Source organism: Streptomyces sp. NPDC001108 (assembly GCF_053598535.1).
The window spans coordinates 778,417-798,045 of the sequence record NZ_JBSFKL010000001.1 but is presented as its reverse complement, the minus strand read 5'-3'; the positions used below and the strand labels follow the sequence as shown (position 1 = coordinate 798,045).

The 19,629-nt window shown below is 72.4% G+C and carries 19 protein-coding genes; 8 read left to right on the top strand and 11 right to left on the bottom strand.

What is annotated here, in order from left to right; genetic code table 11:
- Nucleotides 1–32: 32 nt before the first annotated feature.
- Nucleotides 33–614 (top strand): Uma2 family endonuclease, encoded by a 582-nt coding sequence (locus ACWC97_RS03550; protein ID WP_450647200.1) that lies wholly within the window; start codon nt 33–35, stop codon nt 612–614.
- Between the two features lie 69 nt (nt 615–683).
- On the opposite strand, the gene metG is transcribed toward ACWC97_RS03550, so the two are convergent.
- Nucleotides 684–2,297, bottom strand: coding sequence for a methionine--tRNA ligase (metG, locus tag ACWC97_RS03545; protein WP_352274157.1), 1,614 nt, complete (start codon nt 2,295–2,297; stop codon nt 684–686).
- A 148-nt stretch (nt 2,298–2,445) separates the two neighbouring features.
- Between metG and ACWC97_RS03540 the strand changes: the two genes are divergently transcribed.
- Nucleotides 2,446–3,099, top strand: a complete 654-nt coding sequence (locus tag ACWC97_RS03540) for a response regulator transcription factor (protein ID WP_352274235.1) — start codon at nt 2,446–2,448, stop codon at nt 3,097–3,099.
- Nucleotides 3,096–4,400, top strand: coding sequence for a sensor histidine kinase (locus tag ACWC97_RS03535; RefSeq protein ID WP_450647198.1), 1,305 nt, complete (start codon nt 3,096–3,098; stop codon nt 4,398–4,400). Before ACWC97_RS03540 ends, ACWC97_RS03535 begins: the two co-directional genes overlap by 4 nt.
- Here the strand turns inward: ACWC97_RS03535 and ACWC97_RS03530 are convergent.
- On the bottom strand, nt 4,283–5,827 hold the full coding sequence (locus ACWC97_RS03530; RefSeq protein ID WP_450647196.1) for a VWA domain-containing protein: 1,545 nt from the start codon (nt 5,825–5,827) through the stop codon (nt 4,283–4,285). The two genes, ACWC97_RS03535 and ACWC97_RS03530, sit on opposite strands and share 118 nt — an antisense overlap.
- Nucleotides 5,828–6,167: 340 nt before the next feature.
- Between ACWC97_RS03530 and ACWC97_RS03525 the strand changes: the two genes are divergently transcribed.
- Together ACWC97_RS03525 and ACWC97_RS03520 are read left to right on the top strand one after the other, a co-directional pair.
- Nucleotides 6,168–7,814, top strand: coding sequence for a hypothetical protein (locus ACWC97_RS03525; protein WP_450647194.1), 1,647 nt, complete (start codon nt 6,168–6,170; stop codon nt 7,812–7,814).
- 39 nt (nt 7,815–7,853) lie between these two features.
- Complete coding sequence (locus tag ACWC97_RS03520) at nt 7,854–8,261, top strand: RNA-binding S4 domain-containing protein (protein WP_352274161.1); 408 nt, start codon at nt 7,854–7,856, stop codon at nt 8,259–8,261.
- 12 nt (nt 8,262–8,273) lie between these two features.
- Here the strand turns inward: ACWC97_RS03520 and ACWC97_RS03515 are convergent, their stop codons facing one another.
- Nucleotides 8,274–9,224 (bottom strand): NADP-dependent oxidoreductase, encoded by a 951-nt coding sequence (locus tag ACWC97_RS03515; RefSeq protein WP_352274162.1) that lies wholly within the window; start codon nt 9,222–9,224, stop codon nt 8,274–8,276.
- Nucleotides 9,225–9,289: 65 nt separating this feature from the next.
- Nucleotides 9,290–10,204, bottom strand: a complete 915-nt coding sequence (locus ACWC97_RS03510; protein WP_352274163.1) for a hypothetical protein — start codon at nt 10,202–10,204, stop codon at nt 9,290–9,292.
- Nucleotides 10,205–10,322: 118 nt separating this feature from the next.
- Here ACWC97_RS03510 and ACWC97_RS03505 point away from each other — a divergent pair, with 118 nt between their 5' ends.
- The gene (locus tag ACWC97_RS03505; protein ID WP_450647191.1) at nt 10,323–10,736 is read left to right on the top strand and encodes a hypothetical protein; all 414 of its coding nucleotides are present in this window, start codon (nt 10,323–10,325) and stop codon (nt 10,734–10,736) included.
- A gap of 72 nt (nt 10,737–10,808) precedes the next feature.
- On the opposite strand, the gene ACWC97_RS03500 is transcribed toward ACWC97_RS03505, so the two are convergent.
- The 3 genes from ACWC97_RS03500 to ACWC97_RS03490 form a co-directional block, all read right to left on the bottom strand.
- Complete coding sequence (locus ACWC97_RS03500; protein ID WP_352274165.1) at nt 10,809–11,231, bottom strand: universal stress protein; 423 nt, start codon at nt 11,229–11,231, stop codon at nt 10,809–10,811.
- A gap of 82 nt (nt 11,232–11,313) precedes the next feature.
- Entirely contained in the window at nt 11,314–11,967 is a 654-nt protein-coding gene (locus ACWC97_RS03495) for an FMN reductase (protein ID WP_352274236.1), read from the bottom strand.
- A 14-nt stretch (nt 11,968–11,981) separates the two neighbouring features.
- Nucleotides 11,982–13,082, bottom strand: coding sequence for an LLM class flavin-dependent oxidoreductase (locus tag ACWC97_RS03490; protein WP_352274166.1), 1,101 nt, complete (start codon nt 13,080–13,082; stop codon nt 11,982–11,984).
- Nucleotides 13,083–13,248: 166 nt separating this feature from the next.
- On the opposite strand from ACWC97_RS03490, the gene ACWC97_RS03485 reads away from it, so the two are divergent.
- A complete protein-coding gene (locus ACWC97_RS03485; protein WP_366288753.1) occupies nt 13,249–13,386 on the top strand; it encodes a DUF6126 family protein in 138 nt (45 codons plus the stop codon).
- A gap of 201 nt (nt 13,387–13,587) precedes the next feature.
- On the opposite strand, the gene ACWC97_RS03480 is transcribed toward ACWC97_RS03485, so the two are convergent.
- Nucleotides 13,588–14,856, bottom strand: coding sequence for a hypothetical protein (locus ACWC97_RS03480; RefSeq protein ID WP_450647188.1), 1,269 nt, complete (start codon nt 14,854–14,856; stop codon nt 13,588–13,590).
- Nucleotides 14,857–14,897: 41 nt separating this feature from the next.
- Complete coding sequence (locus ACWC97_RS03475; protein ID WP_352274169.1) at nt 14,898–15,410, bottom strand: SigE family RNA polymerase sigma factor; 513 nt, start codon at nt 15,408–15,410, stop codon at nt 14,898–14,900.
- A gap of 378 nt (nt 15,411–15,788) precedes the next feature.
- Between ACWC97_RS03475 and trpS the strand changes: the two genes are divergently transcribed.
- On the top strand, nt 15,789–16,838 hold the full coding sequence (trpS, locus tag ACWC97_RS03470) for a tryptophan--tRNA ligase (RefSeq protein WP_450647185.1): 1,050 nt from the start codon (nt 15,789–15,791) through the stop codon (nt 16,836–16,838).
- Nucleotides 16,839–16,846: 8 nt separating this feature from the next.
- Here trpS and ACWC97_RS03465 read toward each other — a convergent pair whose 3' ends face one another.
- Nucleotides 16,847–17,518: an exonuclease domain-containing protein gene (locus tag ACWC97_RS03465; protein WP_450647183.1), complete on the bottom strand. Its 672-nt coding sequence runs from the start codon at nt 17,516–17,518 to the stop codon at nt 16,847–16,849.
- 67 nt (nt 17,519–17,585) lie between these two features.
- A complete protein-coding gene (locus ACWC97_RS03460) occupies nt 17,586–19,616 on the bottom strand; it encodes an NAD-binding protein (protein ID WP_450647181.1) in 2,031 nt (676 codons plus the stop codon).
- Between the last annotated feature and the right edge of the window lie 13 nt (nt 19,617–19,629).

The window sequence follows — 19,629 nt, the reverse complement described above, 5'->3', positions numbered from 1 at the left end:
ATGGCAGCCCGTTTCCGTACCAGGAGGCTGTGATGACCGTGGTTGAGGAGAATGTGCTGACCCAGGAGGTCTTCGAGGACCTCGCCCGCCACGCCATACGCGCCGAGGAGGCACTGCGTCTGGAGTTCGTGAACGGGAAAATGGGGGTCAAGGCAGTGCCGGACGGGGACCACGGGCGGATCATCGAATGGCTCACCCGCCAATGCATGCAGGCTGACCCGAGCCGTTGGCTCTACGCCGAACAAGGCCTGCGCATCGAGACGTACCGCAAGGGCAACGCCCGGCCCGATGGGGCACTCGCCGTCAGTGGCACCTTCGTCGGCCAGGGCGAATGGGCCGACCCCAACGGCGTCCTGATGGTCGTCGAGGTGACGTCGTACGACGAGGACACCGACCGCCGGGACCGGGTCGAGAAACCGCGCGCGTACGCAGAGACCCGCATCCCCGTCTACCTGCTCATCGACCGCGAGACCTGCGAGGTCAAGGTGCACTCGCAGCCCGACGGGGTGCGGTACGAGTGCGTGGTGACGGTGCCGTACGGGAAGACTGTCGAACTGCCCGACCCGGTGGGCATCGAGCTGGACACCGAGCCGCTGAAGAACTGGGTCCGCTGACCCACGGCGAAGGGCCGGACCCTCTGCCGGGTCCGGCCCTTCGCCGTGCTTCTCCGGGGGTGAGCGGCCCTACGCGGGCTTCTCCTCCAGGCGCGGGAACAGCACCGCGCCCTTCGTCACCGTGGCGCCCGCCGGGAGACGGCCCCAGGTGCCGGCGTCCTGCACGCGCTGGTCGGCCAGGGCGCCCAGGGACGCCTCGGCGCCCAGCGAGTCCCACAGCTTCTGCGAGGTCTCCGGCATCACCGCGTTCAGCAGCACCGCGACACCGCGCAGCGACTCGGCGGCCGTGTAGAGGATCGTCGCGAGACGGGCCCGGCCCTCGGCCGAGTCGTCCTTGGCGACCTTCCAGGGCTCCTGCTCCGTGATGTAGCCGTTGACCTGCTTCACGAAGTCGAAGATCGCCAGGATGCCCGCCTGGAAGTCCAGCTCCTCGCCGATCTTCTCGTCGGCGGTGGCGACGGCCTTCGCCAGACCCTCCTGGACGGCCTTCTCGGCGTCGCCCGGGGCGGTGGCCTCCGGCAGCTCCCCGCCGAAGTACTTGCCGACCATGGCGGCGACGCGCGAGGCGAGGTTGCCGTAGTCGTTGGCCAGCTCGGAGGTGTAGCGGGCGGCGAAGTCCTCCCAGGAGAACGAGCCGTCGTTGCCGTACGCGATGGCGCGCAGGAAGTACCAGCGGTACGCGTCCACGCCGAAGTGCGAGGTCAGGTCCTGCGGCTTGATGCCGGTCAGGTTCGACTTCGACATCTTCTCGCCACCGACCATCAGCCAGCCGTTGGCGACGACCTTGCCGGGCAGCGGCAGCCCCTGCGCCATCAGCATGGCGGGCCAGATCACCGAGTGGAAGCGGAGGATGTCCTTGCCGATCAGATGCACGTCGGCGGGGAACGTCGCGTCGAACTTCTCCTGGTTGGCGCCGTAGCCGACCGCCGTCGCGTAGTTCAGCAGCGCGTCGACCCACACGTAGATCACGTGCTTGTCGTCCCACGGCACCGGGACGCCCCAGTCGAAGGTCGAGCGGGAGATCGAGAGGTCCTGGAGGCCCTGCTTGACGAAGTTCACGACCTCGTTGCGGGCGGACTCGGGCTGGATGAAGCCCGGGTTCTCGGCGTAGAACTCCATCAGCTTCGGGCCGTAGGCGCTCAGCTTGAAGAAGTAGTTCTCCTCCTTGAGGATCTCCACCGGCTTCTTGTGCACCGGGCACAGCTTGACGCCGTTCTCGTCCTCGATGAGGTCGCCGGGGAGCTTGTACTCCTCGCAGCCCACGCAGTACGGGCCCTCGTACCCGCCCTTGTAGATGTCGCCCTTGTCGTACAGGTCCTGCACGAACTCCTGCACCCGGTCGGTGTGGCGCTTCTCCGTCGTACGGATGAAGTCGTCGTTCGCGACGTTCAGGTGCTCCCAGAGGGGCTTCCACGCCTCCTCGACGAGCTTGTCGCACCACTCCTGCGGGGTGACGCCGTTCGCCTCGGCCGTGCGCATGATCTTCTGACCGTGCTCGTCCGTGCCGGTGAGGTACCACACCTTCTCGCCGCGCTGGCGGTGCCAGCGGGTGAGCACGTCGCCTGCGACGGTCGTGTAGGCGTGGCCCAGGTGAGGAGCGTCGTTGACGTAGTAGATGGGGGTCGAGACGTAGAAGCTCTTCACGTCGTCGCCCCCTTGCTTCTCGGATCCAGTGGCCGCCATGGTCGAAATCCTAACGGCCCCCGGGAGACCGGATCACACCGATAAACCCTCCCGGGGGCACGGAGACCTTTGCGAAACAACCCTTCCCGTAGCAAAGACGCATCCTGGGAGGGAGTGGACACGCATGCACGAGGCAGGGGACATCACGATGCGGGTACTGGTCGCCGAGGACGAGGAGATACTGGCGGAGCTGGTCGCCACCGGGCTCCGCCGGGCCGGCTTCGCCGTCGACACGGTGTACAGCGGTGACGCCGCCGTCGCCTACCTGGGGCTGCACGACTACGACGTGGTCGTCCTCGACCGCGACCTGCCGCGGGTGCACGGCGACGACGTGGCGCGCGGACTGGTCGCCTCCGGCTCCCGGACCAGGATCCTGATGCTGACCGCCGCCGTCTCCATGGAGGACCGGGTCGCCGGGCTCGACCTCGGCGCCGACGACTACCTGGGCAAGCCGTTCGAGTTCCCCGAGCTGGTGTCGCGGGTCCGGGCGCTGCGCCGCCGCAGCGCCCGGCCGGTCCCGCCGCAGCTGGAGCGGCACGGCATCCAGCTCGACACCGTGCGCCGCACCGCCGCGCGGGACGGGCGGGAGCTGGACCTGTCGCCGAAGGAGTTCTCGGTGCTCCAGCTGCTGCTGGAGGCGGACGGCGCCACCGTCAGCGCCGAGGAGCTGCTGGAACGGGCCTGGGACGCCAACGCCGACCCCTTCACCGGCGCGGTCCGGGTCTGCATGAGCAAGCTGCGGGGAAAGCTCGGGGAACCGGCCCTGATCCGTACCGTGCAGGGTGTGGGGTACGCCCTGTGAAGCGGCTGACCGAACGGCTGGCCCACCGGCTGTCCGGGGTGGAGCACTCCCGGATCCGGGCCCGGATCGCCCTGGTGTACGGCGGGGTCTTCCTGATCCTCGGCACGGCCCTGCTGACCACCGTCAACCTCGCCTCCCGCGCCGGTACGGACTCCCGGGCGCGGGACATCGCCCGCACCGCGGCCGTGGTCCAGCCCGGCTACGCGGTGAACGGCCCGCTGATCACGCGGCGCAGCCTCGGCCCGCCCACCGTCTACGACCTCACCGACAACGTCAGCGACGCGGCCGGCCACCAGCTGATGATCTGGTCCGTGGCGGCGCTGCTGGTGATGACGGCCTGCGCGGTCTGCGTGGGCTGGTGGACGGCGGGGCGGGTGCTGCGCCCCGTCCACGCCATGACGGCGAAGGCGCGCCGGCTCTCCGAGCACAATCTGCACGAGCGGATCGCGTCCAGCGGCCCGGACGACGAGCTGAAGGAGCTGGGCGACACGCTGGACGCGCTGCTGGCCCGGCTGGAGAAGGCGTTCGACAGCCAGCGGCGGTTCATCGCCAACGCCTCCCACGAGCTGCGTACCCCGCTCGCCACCCAGCGCGCCGCGATCCAGATCGGCCTGGACGACCCGACCCCGGAGGACCTCGTACGGACCCGGCAGACGCTCCTGGACAACAACCGGCGCAGCGAGCGGCTGATCGAGGGACTGCTGGTGCTGGCGCGCAGCGAGCGCGGGCTCGCGGACGGCGAGCGGGAGGTGGTGGATTTGGCGGGCGTCGTGGAGGAGGAGGCCGCCCGGCATCCGGGCCGCCCGGGGCGCCCGGACGTGCGGGCCGACACGCACTTCTGCGTGGTGCGCGGCAACCGGATGCTGCTCGCCCAGCTGGTGGCGAACCTGCTGGCCAACGCCGTCACGTACAACGTGCCGGGCGGGACGGTGGACGTGTCCCTGGTGACGGCCGGGGGCGGGGCGCTGCTGGACGTGCGCAACACCGGGCCGGTGGTCGGCGCGGCGGACATCCCGGGGCTGTTCGAGCCGTTCCGGCGGGGCGAGGGCAAGGACCGGATGGGGCGCGGTTCGGGGCTGGGCCTCTCGATCGTGCGCTCCATCGCGGTCGCGCACGGCGGTACGGTCACGGCGGCGCCGGGCCCGGAGGGCGGGCTCGCCGTGACCGTACGGCTGCCGGTGGATCAGGCGCCGGTCTCGGCCGACCCGGCGGCGGAGCCGGTCCCGGCGTCGCTCTCGGTGTCGGCGTCGGCGTCGCGGGCCGCGAGCCAGGCGGGGAGCGCGGCCAGTACCTCGCGGTAGAACCTGGCGTCCGGGACCTCGCGGGGGGCGGGGCCGGCGTGGAAGAACCCGGCGTTCGGGGCGTCCAGCTTCCGCAGGAAGTCGAAGCCCTTGCCGTCCTCCTCGCCGAACGCGACGAACTGGAAGAACAGCGGCAGCCGCGCCGCGTCGGCCAGCGCCTGCCGGGCGGCCTGCTTGGCGTCCGGCGGCCCGTCCGTCTGGAAGACCACCAGGGCGGGACCGGTGGCCCCGGAGCCCTCGTAGTGCGCGACGACCGCCCCGACGGCCGCCTGGTAGTTCGTACGGCCGAGGCGGCCGAGGCCCGCGTTCAGCTCGTCGATCCGGCCCTCGTGGTCGGCGAGGCCGACGGTGGCGGTGCCGTCGATGTCGGTGGAGAAGAAGACGACGGGGACGGCCGCCTTCTCGTCCAGGTGCGCGGCGAGCGCCACCGTCCGGTCGCCCAGGTGCTGGGCGCTGCCGTCCTTGTAGAACGGCCGCATGGAGCCGGAGCGGTCGAGGACCAGGTAGACGGTGGCGCGCAGCCCGGTCAGCCCGTGCGCCTTCAGCCCGGACTGGGCGGCCTTGTACGCGTCGGCCAGCCCGGGAGCGCGCGACTTCACCTTGGCGAGGCTGAGTGCGGGCTTGGTGGGGGCGGCTGCGGGGGTGGTGGGTGCCGGGGTGGCTGCCGGGGCCTGCGTTTCGGGGGCCGGCTCGGGGGCGGGCTCCTTCACGGGCTCGGTTTCGGCCTCGACGGGTGCGGGGGCCGGTTCCGGGGTCGCTTCCGGGGCGGCCTCGGCCTCGACGGGTGCGGGCGCGGGCTCGGCGGGCGTGGCCTCGGCCTCCGGCTCGGCAGCCGGTTCCGGCTCGACGACGGGTTCCACGGCCTCGGGCTCGTCAGCCTTGGGCTTCTCGACCTCGGGCTCGTCGGCCTTCGGCTTCTCCGCCTTGGGCTCCTCAGCCTTCGGTTCCTCGGCCTTGGGCTCGTCCACCTTCGGCTTCTCCGCCTCGGGCTCGTCGGCCTTCGGCTTCTCCGCCTCGGGCTCGTCCACCTTCGGCTTCTCCGCCTTCGGCTCCGTCGACTCCGGCTCCGGGGCCGAGCCCTGGGCCGGGACCGTGGCGAGGGACGGCCGGTCGAAGGCGGCCGCCACCAGGTCCGAGGCCACGTCGCCGGAGACGACGACGCTGTCGTCACCGCCGGAGCGCGGTGCCGCCGGGGCCGGTACCGAGACCTTGGCGGCCGGCTCGTCAGCCGTGGCCGTAGCCGCATCGGCGGTCGTGCCGGCAGCCGTGTCCTCAGCGGGTCCGGCCGCCGCCGCCTTCGCTTCCGCCTTCGGCTCCGAGTCCGTGGGCGCGATGCGTTCGGTCTGGGGCGGGACCGTTGCCGTCGGTGCGTCCTGCTCCGCGCGGTCACGGCCGAACACCTTGCGCAGCAAGCTCCGAATGCCCATGGGCGAGGCCTTTCGCGTCAGTTGGGTGGGGGAAAAGTCCGACCTGCCGGAATTGATCCCTGGCCAGGGCGGATACGTAAGGTTAGCGGCCGGATCCGGCCCTTCGGTGGTGCGGCTCTCTGGACAAGTCCTGTGCGTATGGCGTGCGGGCCTGATGTGCGTCGGTCAAATCTGCTCATCCGGTCGTGAGATGCGTTGTTAACGTGACCGCGCGGTGTGTCCGATCCAAATGCGGGCACACCGTTGTCCGTTGTTCGAGAGCATCCCCAAGAAGGGCCTCCACGTGGGAAAACCAACCCGTAGAACACGTTTTGTCGTCTGTGCAGCAGCGGCCGGAGCGATGCTTTCCGGTCTTGTCCCCGCCGCCGGTGCGGTGGCCTCACCGGTCTCCGGAACGCCGTCCTCGGTCAGGGCCGCCGAGGACCCCGCGACGCCCACCGAGGGCATGCCGGACGACGGCTTCGAGAACGAACCCGAGTCCGAACAGGACGACTTCGCGGGAGCGGGGACGGGAACGGGCGCCGGGGCCGCGACCGCCACCCCCGCCCCGAGCGCCGCCGCCCTCGCCGCCGCCCCCGTTCCCGGCCGTGCCGGGGACTTCAAGCTGGTCACCGGCAGCGACATCTCCGGCCTCGTCACCAAGCTCGACGCCGCCCTGCCCAAGCAGGGCCTCACCGAGCTGATGGAGCAGGCCAACCGCCCCGCCGGATGGGAGGGCGCCTGCGGAACCGCCGGTATCTACGGCCCCGACCTGGCGGTCAACCACCGCGTCTGCTGGAAGAGCGACGACGCCACCTCGTCGGAGTGGGTGCCGCAGGCCATCACCGGCGTCTCGGACGCGCAGGAGGACGAGGACTGGGGCACGTCCAACTCCGACCCGATCGCCGTGGCCGCCTACGACGCGGAGAACCCGGGCCGCAGCGACTACGCCTCCGGCGCCGGCAACTGCCTGGCGAGCCCGACGACGGACGCCTGCAACGAGAAGGGCATCCGGGTCAGCTTCTTCAACCAGGCGACCCAGATGTACCGCCATGTCCTGCTGGTCTGGCCGTACATGAACTCCAAGGACCACATCTCCTTCGACGCGCTGCACGCCCGCGAGGGCAAGTGCGTCGGCACGGTGACACCGTCCTGCGCCGCCCAGAACGGCATCCACGCGGGCGGCATGGTCTGGTACGGGAACTACCTGTACGTCGCCGACACCGCCAACGGCATGCGCGTCTTCGACCTGCGCAAGATCATGGACCTCAACCCGGACAACAACGCCGACGTCGACGACAAGACGCCGGACGGCCTCACCAGCAACGTCGTCGACAAGCGGCGCATCGGCCGGCAGAACAACGTCTGGTACGGCTACGGCTACCGCTACGTGATGCCGCAGGTCGCCACGCTGAAGTTCAGCACCGCCAAGAACGGCGGGACCACCAGCGGCAACCAGTGCTACGCGACCGGCCGCCCCAAGGCCTCGTACATCTCGCTGGACCGCACCGGTACCGACCACCTGATCCTCGGCGAGTACTGCAACACCAACAACGGCGGCACCAGCCCCGGCCGGGTCGGCACGTACCCGATGACGGCGCTGACCGCCGCGGTCGAGGGCGCGCCCGGCACCGTCGCCGAGGCGGACCTGGCGTACGGACTGCCCGCCGGGGGCACCTTCAACGGCGAGGCCCTGTGGCACAAGATCCAGGGAGTCAACCGGTACGAGGGCAAGTGGTACTTCCACCGCAGCAACGGCTACAGCAACGGCCGGCTGCTCCAGGCCACGCCCGGCACCGTCGACGGAACGTCCCAGCTCGTCGGCAACGCGAAGACCCTGGCGTCGTCGTTCGGCCCCGAGGACCTCTACCTGGCGCACGGACGCGGCGACGGCTTCGCACCGCAGCTGTGGTCGCTGAGCGAGCACGCGCCGAGCAGCAAGTGCGGGGCCTGCAAGCGCGAGGTGTACAGCTACAACATGTCCGAGGTGATCAGCGACTTCGGCTGATCCTCCCGCCAGGGGGTCCGACGTTCTAGAGTCGGACCCATGGTTTCCGGTGAGGCGCCGCAGGCGGAGGGCAGTGTCCGGGTCGATGCCTGGATCTGGTCGGTCCGGTTGACGAAGACCCGGTCGCAGGCGGCCGCCGCCTGCCGCGCGGGACATGTGAAGGTCGCCGGCGAGCGCGCCAAGCCCGCCCAGTCGGTGCGCGTCGGCGACGAGGTACGGCTCCGGCACGAGGGCCGCGACCGGATCGTGGTCGTGTCGAAGATCGTGAAGAAGCGGGTGGGCCCGCCGGTGGCGGTGGAGTGCTACGTCGACAACAGCCCTCCGCCACCGCCGCGCGAGGCGGCCCTCCAGATCCCGGTACGGGACCGGGGCGCGGGCCGCCCGACCAAACGGGACCGGCGCGAGATGGACCGCCTGCGCGGCACCGGTACCGGCCCCGGGCAGTAGGACGTACGGGGCTCAGAGCACGATCACGGTCTTGCCGCGAGCCCCGCCCGTCCGGTTCCGGTCCAGGGCCTGCGGGGCCTTCTCCAGCGGGAGTTCGGCGTCGACGGGCACCCGCAGCACCCCTTCGGCGGCGCCCGCCGCCAGCACGTCGAGCAGGACCGGGCTGGGCTCCAGTCGGAAGTCGATCCCGGTCACCCCGGCGGGCAGCGCGGCTCCGGCGGCGACGCCCCGGGTCGTGACGGCGACCCCGCCGCGCCGCACCGGGGCGGCCCGTTCCGCGAAGGCGTCCGGGCCGTCGGAGACCAGGTCGATCACGGCGTCGACGCCGTCCCGGCAGCTCTCCCGTACCGCCGCGTCGAGCGGGCCCGCGGTGGTGTCGACCGTGGCGGCGGCGCCCAGCTCCGTCATCCGCCGCCGCTCGTCGCCCCGCACCACGGCGATCACCCGGATGCCACGGGCCGAGGCGAGCTGGGTCAGATAGCTGCCGACACCGCCCGCCGCCCCGATCAGCAGCAGCGTCTCGTGGCCCCGCAGCGCCGCCGTCTCCAGCAGTTGCGCCGCGGCCATCCCGGCGGACGGCAGCGCGGCGGCGGCCCGCAGGGAGAGGCCGGGCGGGACGGCGGTGACGGCGGAGTCCTGGGGGACGGACAGGTACTCGCAGTAGCTGCCGCCGCCGGTGGGGTTCGGGCGGGGGACCCGGCCGAAGACCTGGTCGCCGACCCGGAAGCGGTTGCGGCCGCTGCCGATCATGTCGACCCGGCCCGCGAAGTCCACGCCCACCACCATCGGGAACACCTGCGGCACCGGCCCGTCGCCCGATGCGCCCTCCGGCGTCTGCCAGTCGGACGGATTGAGCGCGGCGTACTGGACCCTGACCCGCACCTCACCGGCGCGCGGCTCGGGCTTGGGCAGCTGCACCAGTTCGGGGTCGGCCCGGAACGCGCCGACGGCTATGGCTCGCATGCGGAAGACCTCTCGCTCGCCCCCGGTCCGGCAGTCACGGGAACCACTCTTCCCCGGCCCGCCCGTCACCGCATGTCGACGCCTGGGCCCCGGGTTTTCCCGCCGCCGGAGAGGCTCCGCCGCCGCACCAGCACCGCACCGACCACCGCCACCACCAGCCCCACCGCGAGCACCGTCCACGCGGTCGTGCGCAGCGAGCCGGTCAGCGCGTCGTAGACCGCCGCCGCCCCCGCCGTCTCGTCGCCCGGCACCTCGGACAGCACCCGGCCCCTGGCGACCGCCACCACCGCGCGCAGCACCAGCGCCCCCAGCGCGAAGCCCAGCCCGGTCCACGCGAGGGCGGCCAGCGCGGCGGTCGGGGAGCGCCGGTGCCCCGGACCGCCGCCCCGCGCCCAGGCCCCGGCCACCGCCAGGACGGCCAGCAGCACGGTGGCCACGGCCGGCCACACGCTGCCGCCGCGCAGCAGCCGGAAGGTCTGGCGCAGCTGGTCGGCCCGGTCGGCGGAGATCAGGGTGATGTCGGTGTGCTGGACCGGGACGCGGTCGGCGAACGGCACCCCGTTCTCCTCCAGGTTCCGTTTGACCTGCTCGGTCACGGGTGCCAGGTCGATGGTGACGGCCTCGCCGGTGCTGCCGTCCAGGGCGGCGGTGACGGCCTCGTGGGCGGTGCGGTTGGCGGTGGTCCAGGCGTCCCGGAAGGCGTCGGTGGTGGTGAAGGAGAGGACGGCCTGGTGGAGGAAGTTCCGTGCGGCGCCCTGGAGGGGACCGGCGTCGATCTGGCGCATCGCCCCGTCGGTGATGAGGTCGGCGACGGTGTTCCGGACATCGGGGTCGTCGGCGAGCGGGGCGACCGCGTCGACGTAGCGGTCGGTGTTGTCGATCTCCAGGTCGACCCAGGCGGAGAGCGCGCCGACCGGGACGAGGACGGCGAGCAGCACCACCAGTACCGCCGAACAGGCCGCCGAGAGATACGTCCGCACCCTCCCAGGGAATCGCGTGGCGGCCCGGGACGCCCCGGGCCGTAGGCCATCCGAGTTGCCGGGTGCCCCGGTCGGGTGTGCCCTGGAGGGGACAGGAGTCACGGAAGGAGAACTCCGCATGTCCACACACGCAGCAATGCCGACGCGCGGCCGGACGGGATCGCGGGTCCAGACACGCGGGCACAGCGCGCTCTCCTGGGCGATCCCCGTCATCCTGGGCGGGGCGTACGGGCTGTACGCCTCGTTCATCCTCCGCAACAACGGCGCGACCGGCTACCGCCAGTTCTGGTACGGCCTGATCACCGCGGTGGTGCTGGCCGTCCTCTGCTTCGCGCTCGGCCGGGTCCAGCACCGGATGATCCCCCTGCTGCGCGGGCTGGCCTACGGGCTGCTGACCGCGGCGGCGATCGGGCTGCTGGTCGGGCTGACCGGATCGAGCGTCCTGCGCTCCTCGATGCTGGGCCTTTCGGTCGGCCTCGGCATGTTCATCACGGCGTTCTACCTCTTCTACACCCACGAGCAACAGACGTAGCTCCCCCGGGACGACGGAGCGGGCCCGTACGCCACGGCGTACGGGCCCGCTCCACGTTCCGCGGTCGGGGTGTCAGTCGCGGACCACCGTCACCGGGCACGGCGCGTGCTGGGTGACGTGGAGGCTGACCGAGCCGAGCAGCGTCGCCTTGAAGCCGCTGTAGCCGCGCGCCCCGACGACCAGGAGGTTGGCGCCCCTGGCCCGGTCCAGCAGGGACTGGGCCGGGTTGCCGATCACCACGACCTTGCTGACCTTCGCCGCGCCCTCGGCGCCCAGCGCCTCCTCCAGCGTCTCGTTGAGCGCCACGGTCGCCAGGGCCTGAGGGTCGAAGTCCTCCGGCATGCCGGGCATCATCGACGCCCAGCTCGTCGCGGGGTACTCCCAGCTGTTGACGGCCTCCACCGTGTCGCCGGTCAGCTCCGCCTGGCGTACGGCCCAGTGCAGAGCCTTGACCGACGACTCGGAGCCGTCAACGCCCACCACGATCCTGCCCATCACTGCCTCCAGCTCGGTTCGGCTCAGTGCGCATCTTCCGGTGCAACTCTAATCAAACCGGGCGGTTGTGCGGGGTGGGGGGTCAGTCCAGGCGGAGGTCGGCGAGCTGCTGCTCGAACGGCACCACCTCGTCGTCGAGCCCGGGGGTCCTGGACGCCCCGGAGACCGCCCGCCCGCCGGTGAGCGCGGCCGCCAGTTCGCCCCCGGCCCGCCGGATGCGGGAGGGCAGCCCGTCGGTGTACTCGTCGCCGCCCGAGCCCCAGTCCTCCGACGCCGCGTACACGGACGTCGGCAGGACGGTGGCCCGCAGGTAGGCGAAGAGCGGACGCATCGCGTGCTCCAGGACCAGCGAGTGGCGGGCGGTGCCGCCGGTCGCCGCGATGACGACGGGCTTGCCGGTCAGCGCGGTGTTGTCGACCAGGTCGAAGAACGACTTGAACAGCCCGCTGTACGAGGCGGTGAAGACGGGCGAGACGGCGATCAGCCCGTCCGCCTCCACGACCTCCTTGATCGCCGTGTCCAGGGCGGCCGGCGGGAAGCCGGTGACCAGGTGGTTGGCGATGTCCACGGCCAGGTCGCGGAGGTCGATCACCCGGATCTCGACGGGGCGGTCCTGCTCGGCGAGCAGCCGCTCACGGGCGGCCCCGGCCAGCCGCTCGGCCAGCAGCCGGGTCGAGGACGGGCTGCTCAGCCCGGCCGACACGGCGACGATGCGCACGGGCTCGGTGGCGAACACGGTGGTCACGGTGGTCAGCTCTCCTTCGTGGTCGGTGCGGCGGCGCGGGCGGCGGCGACGGCGGGGTGGACGGGCGCGGAGTCCGGGACCCCGGCCGGGCGCAGCGCGGCGAACTCCTTGCGCAGCACCGGCACGACTTCCTCGCCGAGGAGGTCGAGCTGCTCCAGGACCGTCTTGAGCGGCAGTCCCGCGTGGTCCATCAGGAACAGCTGGCGCTGGTAGTCGCCCACGGCGTCACGGAACGACAGGGTCCGCTCGATGACCTCCTGCGGCGAGCCGACCGTCAGCGGCGTCTCGCGGGTGAAGTCCTCCAGGGACGGCCCGTGTCCGTAGACCGGCGCGTTGTCGAAGTACGGGCGGAACTCCCGCACCGCGTCCTGCGAGTTCTTCCGCATGAACACCTGGCCGCCGAGGCCCACGATCGCCTGCTCCGCGGTGCCGTGCCCGTAGTGGGCGTAGCGGCGGCGGTAGAGGTCGACCATCTTCCGGGTGTGCTCCATGGGCCAGAAGATGTTGTTGTGGAAGAAGCCGTCGCCGTAGTACGCGGCCTGCTCGGCGATCTCCGGGGAGCGGATCGAGCCGTGCCAGACGAACGGCGGGACGCCGTCCAGCGGGCGCGGGGTCGCGGTGAAGGACTGGAGCGGCGTGCGGAACTTGCCCTCCCAGTCGACGACGTCCTCCCGCCACAGCTTGTGCAGCAGGGCGTAGTTCTCGATGGCGAGCGGGATGCCCTGGCGGATGTCCTTGCCGAACCAGGGGTAGACCGGTCCGGTGTTGCCGCGGCCCATCATCAGGTCGACGCGGCCGTCCGCGAGGTGCTGGAGCGTCGCGTAGTCCTCGGCGATCTTCACCGGGTCGTTGGTGGTGATCAGCGTGGTGGACGTGGACAGGATCAGGTTCTCGGTGCGGGCCGCGATGTAGCCGAGCGTGGTCGTCGGCGAGGACGGGACGAACGGCGGGTTGTGGTGCTCGCCGGTCGCGAAGACGTCCAGACCGACCTCCTCCGCCTTCTGCGCGATGGCGAGGGTGGCCTTGATCCGCTCGTTCTCGCTCGGGGTCCTGCCGGTCGTCGGGTCGGTGGTGACGTCTCCGACGGTGAAGATGCCGAACTCCATGGCCCGCCTCCAGAAACCTAGTTTCGTTGAACATTGAACTATCTGAACACACCCTACAACGGTGAGCCCCCCCGGCCTATTCCGCGGGGGTCGGACGGGGCGGCCGTACCCTGGACGGGACGCGAGCGGGCCGCCCGGCACCGCCGCCGGAACGAAGGGCGGGCCCATGAGCGGGACGGGCGGGAGCGAACGCTGGAAGGAGCGCGGTGTCATGCTGCGCGTCTTCGTCTACGTCTTCGCCACCCACCTCTTCGCGGGCTTCGTCTGGATCCTCTTCTACGTCGGCGAGCACGCCAAGAAGTAGCCGGGCGCCCCGGCGCCCGCCAGGCGCTCCCTCCACGCTACGGCCGGAACGGCGCCCGCAGCGCGTGCCGGACCGCCCCGCGAACGCCCCCGCGAACGCCGTCGGCCGAACCCGCGCGAGCGGATTCGGCCGACGAACCGTGACAGTGACAGCGCTTCCGCGCCTGTGCGTCTTTGTGCTTTTGTGCCTGTGTACGTACGGCTACTTCGCCGCGGCCCACTCGCCGCTCGCGGCGATCTCCTTCAGCTGCCGCAGGGTCAGCGCGGGCGTCTCCCGGGTGGCCTTCGTCCGCTGGGAGCCGGAGTTGAACGCGGACACCACGACCCGCAGGCCGTTCGGGCGGATGGTGTCGGCGGTCCACATCACCACGCCCTCGCCGCCCTTCTCGCCCGGACCCTGGCGCGTGACGACCTTCGTCCCGTCCGGCAGTACCTCGGCCCCGGCCCCGAACAGCTCCCCCTCCATGTCCGACATGCCCGACTGCACATTGATCTGCACCATGCTCGCGCCCTTGCCGTCGTTCACGACGACGTACGCGAACCCGTCGTCGCCGCGCTCGGCGGTCACCTTCGCGGACGCGGGCAGCAGCGCCTTCAGCTTCTTCAGGATCGCCCGGCCGTCCTGCCCCGGGGCCGGCGGCCGCCGGGTCGGCTCCGGCGTCGCCCGGCCCAGCGCGCTCATCACGGGTCGCCACGCGTCGGAAGTGACGAGCGCCTTCAACTGACTGACCGTGAGCGGGGGTTCGGGCCGGGTGGTGGCGGCGCCCTTCTCCGCGGGCGCGTTCCACTCGCTGGCGTCGACCGCGTAACCGTCGGACGTCACGAGGTAGGCGCTCCACCACTTGGTGTCCACGCGCTTGTCGGGGTACTCGTACCCGCGCAGCACGGTCAGGCGCGAACCGTCGGCCAGCGTCTCCGTCCGGCAGGAGTCGTAGGGCGTGTAGACCTTGTCCGGGCACGCGAGCCGCTGCTCCGCCTCCATGCCGCCCGGGTCCACGGTGCCCACGCTCACCGCGATCGCGGCCGCGCCCCCGCCGTCGTCGAGGACGAGGCGTGCGCCGGGCCCGCCCCTGTCCGCCGTGCCGCGCCCCGCCCGCTCGCTGACCTTCCCCTTCGGCAGCAGCCCCTCCAGCGTCGCGATCACCTGCTGCTCCGAGAGCTGCGGCCCCTTGCCCGGCGACGACATAGCCGCGGGAACGGTCTCCTGCGACCTCGGCCCCGAGGCCACGCCGTACCCCGGTCCGCCGCCGAGCGCCCCGGTCGCGTACGACGCCCCGAAGCCCACCAGCGCGAGCGCCGCCACACTGCCGGTCACCGCCGACACCCGCCTGCGCCGCTGCCTCCGCCGGCCGAGCGTGATGCCCCCGTCCACCAGCGGGCGCCCCTCCACCGCGAAGCCCTCCCCGGTGCGGCGCAGCGCGTCACCGAGACCGCCCTCGAAGGCGTCCAGGTCCTCCTGCGTTCCGGACATGCCGAATCACCACCCTTTCTCGTCATCGTCGGTCGAGCGGCTCAGAGCGCCGCGAGCTCTTTGACGCTGTCGCCCAGCTGCGCCCTCAACCGGGCGAGCGCGCGGCTGCTGCGGGTGCGTACCGCCGCGGAGCTGATGTTGAGGACGTCCGCGGTCTCCGCGACGGACCGGTCCTCCCAGTACCGCAGCACGACCACCGCCCGGTCCTTCGGCGGCAGCTTCCGCAGCGCGTCCAGAAGCGTGAGCCGCAGCGGGGCGTCACCCTGCGCGGCCGTCTCCGGCGCCTCGGGAAGCTCGTCGCTCGGCCGCTCACCCGACGAACGCCGCCGCTGGTGCGCCAGGAAGACCCGTACGAGCACCGTCTGTGCGTACGCCGCCGGGTTGCCGAGCTTCGACGGCTTCCCCCACACCACGTACATCCGCCCCAGCGTCTCCTGCACCAGATCCTCGGCGAGATGGGTATCGCCGCTGGTCAGCAGGCACGCCGAACGGAAGAGATGCCTCATGCGGGCCGCCGCGAACTCCCGGAAGGCGGTCTCGTGGGACCGTCTCATCCGCCACTCTCCCCTTGTCTCCGTCGCCTACACCCTTTAGATGCGGCGGCAGCGGCGAGATGTTTCATTCGGCGTCCACGCTACGGGTCGGGCCTGCGCCTTCTCGATGCGACAGAGGGTTGCTTCGTTGATGCCGGTCGCTCCGACGGGGCGCGATGCGGGCCGGGAAAGTTCGTGTGGGCGGAACTCGGGCGCGTTAAGCTCGGAGCATGAGCTTCGTACCGTGCCGTGGCTGGTGGCGCTCCTTCTAGGAGCGGCCGCCTCGCCTTCGCACGGAAACAGGGCCGTTCGTTCACGGACGGCCCTTTTCGCTGCCCTCATGGGGGCCGTCCTCCGCACCGCCGCCACCGCGGCCGGGACCACAGGGAGAGACCCGCCATGAGCACCGCGACCGTACCGTCCGAGCGGCGGCGCACCGCCGAGCTGGAGGAGCGCATCCGGCAGGCCCCGGAGGGGTTCCGGGTGATGACCGGGGACCGGCCGACCGGGCCGCTCCACCTGGGGCACTACTTCGGCACCCTCCACAACCGGGTCCGGCTCCAGGACGCCGGGGTGGACGTCTTCGTGATCGTCGCGGACTACCAGGTGCTCACCGACCGGGACGTCGCCGACCGGCTCACCGAGAACATGGAGGGGCTGCTGCTGGACCACCTCGCCGCCGGGATCGACCCCGCGCGGGCGACGGTCTTCAACCACAGCGCCGTCCCCGAGCTCAACCAGCTCATGCTGCCGTTCCTGAGCCTGGTCTCCGTCGCCGAGCTGAACCGCAACCCCACCGTCAAGGACGAGATCGCGCACTCCCGGCAGTCCTCCGTCAGCGGGCTGATGTTCACCTACCCCGTGCACCAGGCCGCCGACATCCTGTTCTGCAAGGGCAACCTGGTGCCGGTCGGCCAGGACCAGCTCCCGCACCTCGAAGTCACCCGGACCATCGCCCGCCGCTTCAACGAGCGGTACGGGCAGGTCTTCCCGGAACCGGACGCGCTGCTCTCCGCCGCGCCGCTGCTCCTGGGCACCGACGGCACCAAGATGAGCAAGAGCCGGGGCAACTCCATCGCGCTGCGCGCCGACGCCGACGAGACCGCCCGGCTGATCAAGGGGGCCCAGACCGACGGCGAGCGGCACATCACCTACGACCCCGAGAACCGGCCCGGGGTGTCCTCCCTCGTCCTGCTGGCCGCCCTCTGCCTGGACCGGGACCCGCACGCGGTGGCCGAGGAGATCGGCGGGGGCGGAGCGGCGGCGCTCAAGCGGACCGTGACCGAGGCCGTCAACGCCCGGATGGCACCGATCCGGGCCCGGCGGGCCGCGTACGCCCGCGACCTCGGGTACGTACGGTCGGTGCTCCGGGCCGGGAACGAGCGGGCCCGGGAGATCGCCTCGGAGACCCTGGCCGAGGTGCGCGGGGCGATGGGCGGGCTGATCTGAGGGCCGGGTCAGCGGGCGTCCGGCACCGGCCAGGCGCCCCTGGCGGCGGTGTCCAGGACGAGCGCCGCGATGTTCCAGGCGTCGTCCGCGCCGCTGTGGTGGCGGCCCTCCAGCGGGAGGCCCGCCACCTCCAGGGCCCGGGCCATCCCGGGGCGCTTGCGCAGGCCGTGGGCGGCGGTGAACGGGATCTTGGCGTTGGTGTGGTGGCGGCCGAAGGGGTACGGGGTGCCGGTCGCCCGGCACTGGCGGACGAACTGGTTGCGGTCGTAGTCGCCCCAGCTGGCCCAGGGGCGGATCCCCGCGCGGTGCTCGGCCGCCAGCAGCCGGCAGGCCTCGGCGAAGGAGACCCCGGTGTCCACCTCGGCCTGGGTGAGGCCGGTCAGTCCGGTGCAGAAGGCGCTGACCGAGGAGCGGGCGGGCCGGACCAGGATGCGGTGGCGGGCGACCCTTCCCCGGGCGATCCCGTCCTGGGCCGCCTTTCCCCGGGCGGTCCTGCCCCGGGCGGCCCGGCCCCGGGTGCGCGGCCCCTCGTCGTCGGGGCCGGTCTCCGCGGCCGCGCGCAGGTCGACGACGGTGAGCCCGATCTCGATGATCTCGCTGACCGCGCCGGGCGGCGGCTGGCCGTCCCAGCAGGTCGCCTCGATGTCGATCACGTTGAGGAGTTCGTGGGTCCGGTCCATGGCCGCAGGGTAGGCGGCGGGCGGCGCGCCCGGCACCCGGGTTTCCGGTGACCGGGCGGCGCCCCGGTCACCGCCTCGGGGCCCCGCTCCGGCTGCGGCGCAGGAGTTCGGCCAGGCCCCGGCGGGTCGCGGCGATCACCACCCGGTCCTCGGCGCGCAGGACGTACCCGGGGTGCAGGTCCCAGAGCAGGCCGGACGGCTGGTCCGGGGAGGCCGGATCGGGGAAGGACAGGTCCGGGCGGCGGCTGCCGGGCGGGTTGGCGTCCAGGGCGAGGACCCGCCAGGCACCCGCCCGGAACGCCTCCTCCACCGTGCGGCCCTCCAGCTGCGGATGGCCCGCCACGGTGATCGCCGCGAACAGCATCACCTTCCGCTCGACCGGGATCGCGCCCAGGATCTGGCGCCCCATCATGGCGACCGCGAAGGACGGCGCGGCCAGGTGGGAGACGGACCGGGACCGGGTCACCGCGTGCGGGTGGGCGGTGCGCAGGGTGCGGTAGACGGCGGTGGCGAACTCGTCGTCGTACAGCCGCAGCGCCACCCGCAGGTCCTGCTTGACCGAGCGGGCGTAGAGCGTCGCCTCCAGATTGGTGGTGTCGATGCTGGTCAGCGCGAGCAGGGCCCGGGCGCGCTGGATCTTCGCCGCCTCCAGGACGCCCTCCTGCGTGACGTCCCCGATGACCACCGGTACGTGCAGCCGCCGGGCCACCGGGATGCCGCGCGCGTCCGGGTCGTCCTCCACGCACACCACCGGGACGCCCAGTTCGCGCAGCCGGACCAGCACCCGGGTACCGATCTTGCCGAGCCCGAGCAGCACCACATGGCCGGAGAGGCCGCGCGGCGGGCGGCGCAGCGAGGACGCGGTGCGCATCGAGCCGAACGCCTCCAGGACCCCCGCCACCAGCAGCGGCAGCAGCATCAGCCCGGCCACACCGGACAGGAGCTGGATGATCTGGCGGGCCGTCGGGTCGCCGATCGCCGGGTCGCCCATCGCGAACAGGTCGAGCAGGGTGAGGTAGGCCGCGTGCACCGGGGAGTCGCCGGTGGTCAGCGTGGACGCGACGGCCAGGCCCAGCACGGCCAGCCCGACGCCCAGCGCCGACCAGCGCAGCCGCCGCGAGAAGACCTGGCTGAGCGGCGCGCCCCGGCCGCCCATCCGGGGCGTCGGTCCGCTCGGCCCGGCCTGGCTGATCGCCTCCAGGACGACCGTGCCGCGCCCGGTGGCCGCCGCCACCTGACGCTCGTCGGGCAGCAGCCGGGGCCCCTCGTCGCCGCTGCTGTCGGAGCCCTCGGCCCCGGCCGGGTCGTGGGTGGTGGAGGAGAGGAGGGCGAGGGTGCACAGGCCGGGGTCGGCGATCTGGCCGCCGCCGGGCGGGGTGCGTTCTGCGGCGCGCAGCAGCAGGCCCTCCGCCTGGATGACCTTGCTGGAGCCGGTGAGGACGGTCGCCGCGAGGGCGGGGGCGGCGGTGTCGGCGTCGGAGAGCACGGTGGTGGAGGCGTCCAGGGCGGCCCGGTCCAGGCCGGGCGCGGTGACGGCGGCGGCCTGGTCGAGCAGGGTCTCCAGATGCTGGCCCAGCTTGCGGTTGTAGAGCCGGATGACCAGGCGGATCCGCGGGTTCATGCGGCGGGCGGTCAGCGCGGCCCGGATGTTGCGCTCGTCGTCGTCGTAGACCAGGGCCAGCGCGGTGGCCGTCTCCACGCCCGCCTCCTCGAACGCCTCGTCGGACGGCTCGGCGGCCTCCAGGATGCGGACCGCGTCGACCCCGGCGTTGGTGTCGTCGCCGAGCCGGGACGCGCCGCTCTGCGAGTCCGTGTCGTCCGGGTCGACGCCGCCCCGGCGGGCGCCGTTGCCGCCGTTGCGGTTCATCGCCGAGGAGACCCGCCCCAGCAGCGAGCCCAGGCCCCGCCCGGCCAGGGGCAGTTCGGGGCGGCGGGCGTCGCGGCCGGGCGGCAGGACGAGGGCTACCCGCTCGCCGTACACGTAACGCAGCTCGACGGCGAGCCGCCGGGCCAGCGCGTCGTCGCCGCAGACGACCATGTGGCCGCTGAACGGGGAGCGTTGGGGCTGTGGGGGAAGTGAGGGCACGAGTCCCAGCATGCCTTTCTCCTTC

What these genes read in the sequence shown, in the direction of transcription:
- ACWC97_RS03550 (WP_450647200.1), top strand. Translation starts at nt 33, where the DNA reads ATGACCGTGGTTGAGGAGAATGTGCTGACCCAGGAGGTCTTCGAGGAC.
- metG (WP_352274157.1), bottom strand. Translation starts at nt 2,297, where the DNA reads ATGGCGGCCACTGGATCCGAGAAGCAAGGGGGCGACGACGTGAAGAGC.
- ACWC97_RS03540 (WP_352274235.1), top strand. Translation starts at nt 2,446, where the DNA reads ATGCGGGTACTGGTCGCCGAGGACGAGGAGATACTGGCGGAGCTGGTC.
- ACWC97_RS03530 (WP_450647196.1), bottom strand. Translation starts at nt 5,827, where the DNA reads ATGGGCATTCGGAGCTTGCTGCGCAAGGTGTTCGGCCGTGACCGCGCG.
- ACWC97_RS03525 (WP_450647194.1), top strand. Translation starts at nt 6,168, where the DNA reads ATGCTTTCCGGTCTTGTCCCCGCCGCCGGTGCGGTGGCCTCACCGGTC.
- ACWC97_RS03520 (WP_352274161.1), top strand. Translation starts at nt 7,854, where the DNA reads ATGGTTTCCGGTGAGGCGCCGCAGGCGGAGGGCAGTGTCCGGGTCGAT.
- ACWC97_RS03515 (WP_352274162.1), bottom strand. Translation starts at nt 9,224, where the DNA reads ATGCGAGCCATAGCCGTCGGCGCGTTCCGGGCCGACCCCGAACTGGTG.
- ACWC97_RS03505 (WP_450647191.1), top strand. Translation starts at nt 10,323, where the DNA reads ATGTCCACACACGCAGCAATGCCGACGCGCGGCCGGACGGGATCGCGG.
- ACWC97_RS03500 (WP_352274165.1), bottom strand. Translation starts at nt 11,231, where the DNA reads ATGGGCAGGATCGTGGTGGGCGTTGACGGCTCCGAGTCGTCGGTCAAG.
- ACWC97_RS03490 (WP_352274166.1), bottom strand. Translation starts at nt 13,082, where the DNA reads ATGGAGTTCGGCATCTTCACCGTCGGAGACGTCACCACCGACCCGACG.
- ACWC97_RS03485 (WP_366288753.1), top strand. Translation starts at nt 13,249, where the DNA reads ATGAGCGGGACGGGCGGGAGCGAACGCTGGAAGGAGCGCGGTGTCATG.
- ACWC97_RS03480 (WP_450647188.1), bottom strand. Translation starts at nt 14,856, where the DNA reads ATGTCCGGAACGCAGGAGGACCTGGACGCCTTCGAGGGCGGTCTCGGT.
- ACWC97_RS03475 (WP_352274169.1), bottom strand. Translation starts at nt 15,410, where the DNA reads ATGAGACGGTCCCACGAGACCGCCTTCCGGGAGTTCGCGGCGGCCCGC.
- trpS (WP_450647185.1), top strand. Translation starts at nt 15,789, where the DNA reads ATGAGCACCGCGACCGTACCGTCCGAGCGGCGGCGCACCGCCGAGCTG.
- ACWC97_RS03465 (WP_450647183.1), bottom strand. Translation starts at nt 17,518, where the DNA reads ATGGACCGGACCCACGAACTCCTCAACGTGATCGACATCGAGGCGACC.
- ACWC97_RS03460 (WP_450647181.1), bottom strand. Translation starts at nt 19,616, where the DNA reads ATGCTGGGACTCGTGCCCTCACTTCCCCCACAGCCCCAACGCTCCCCG.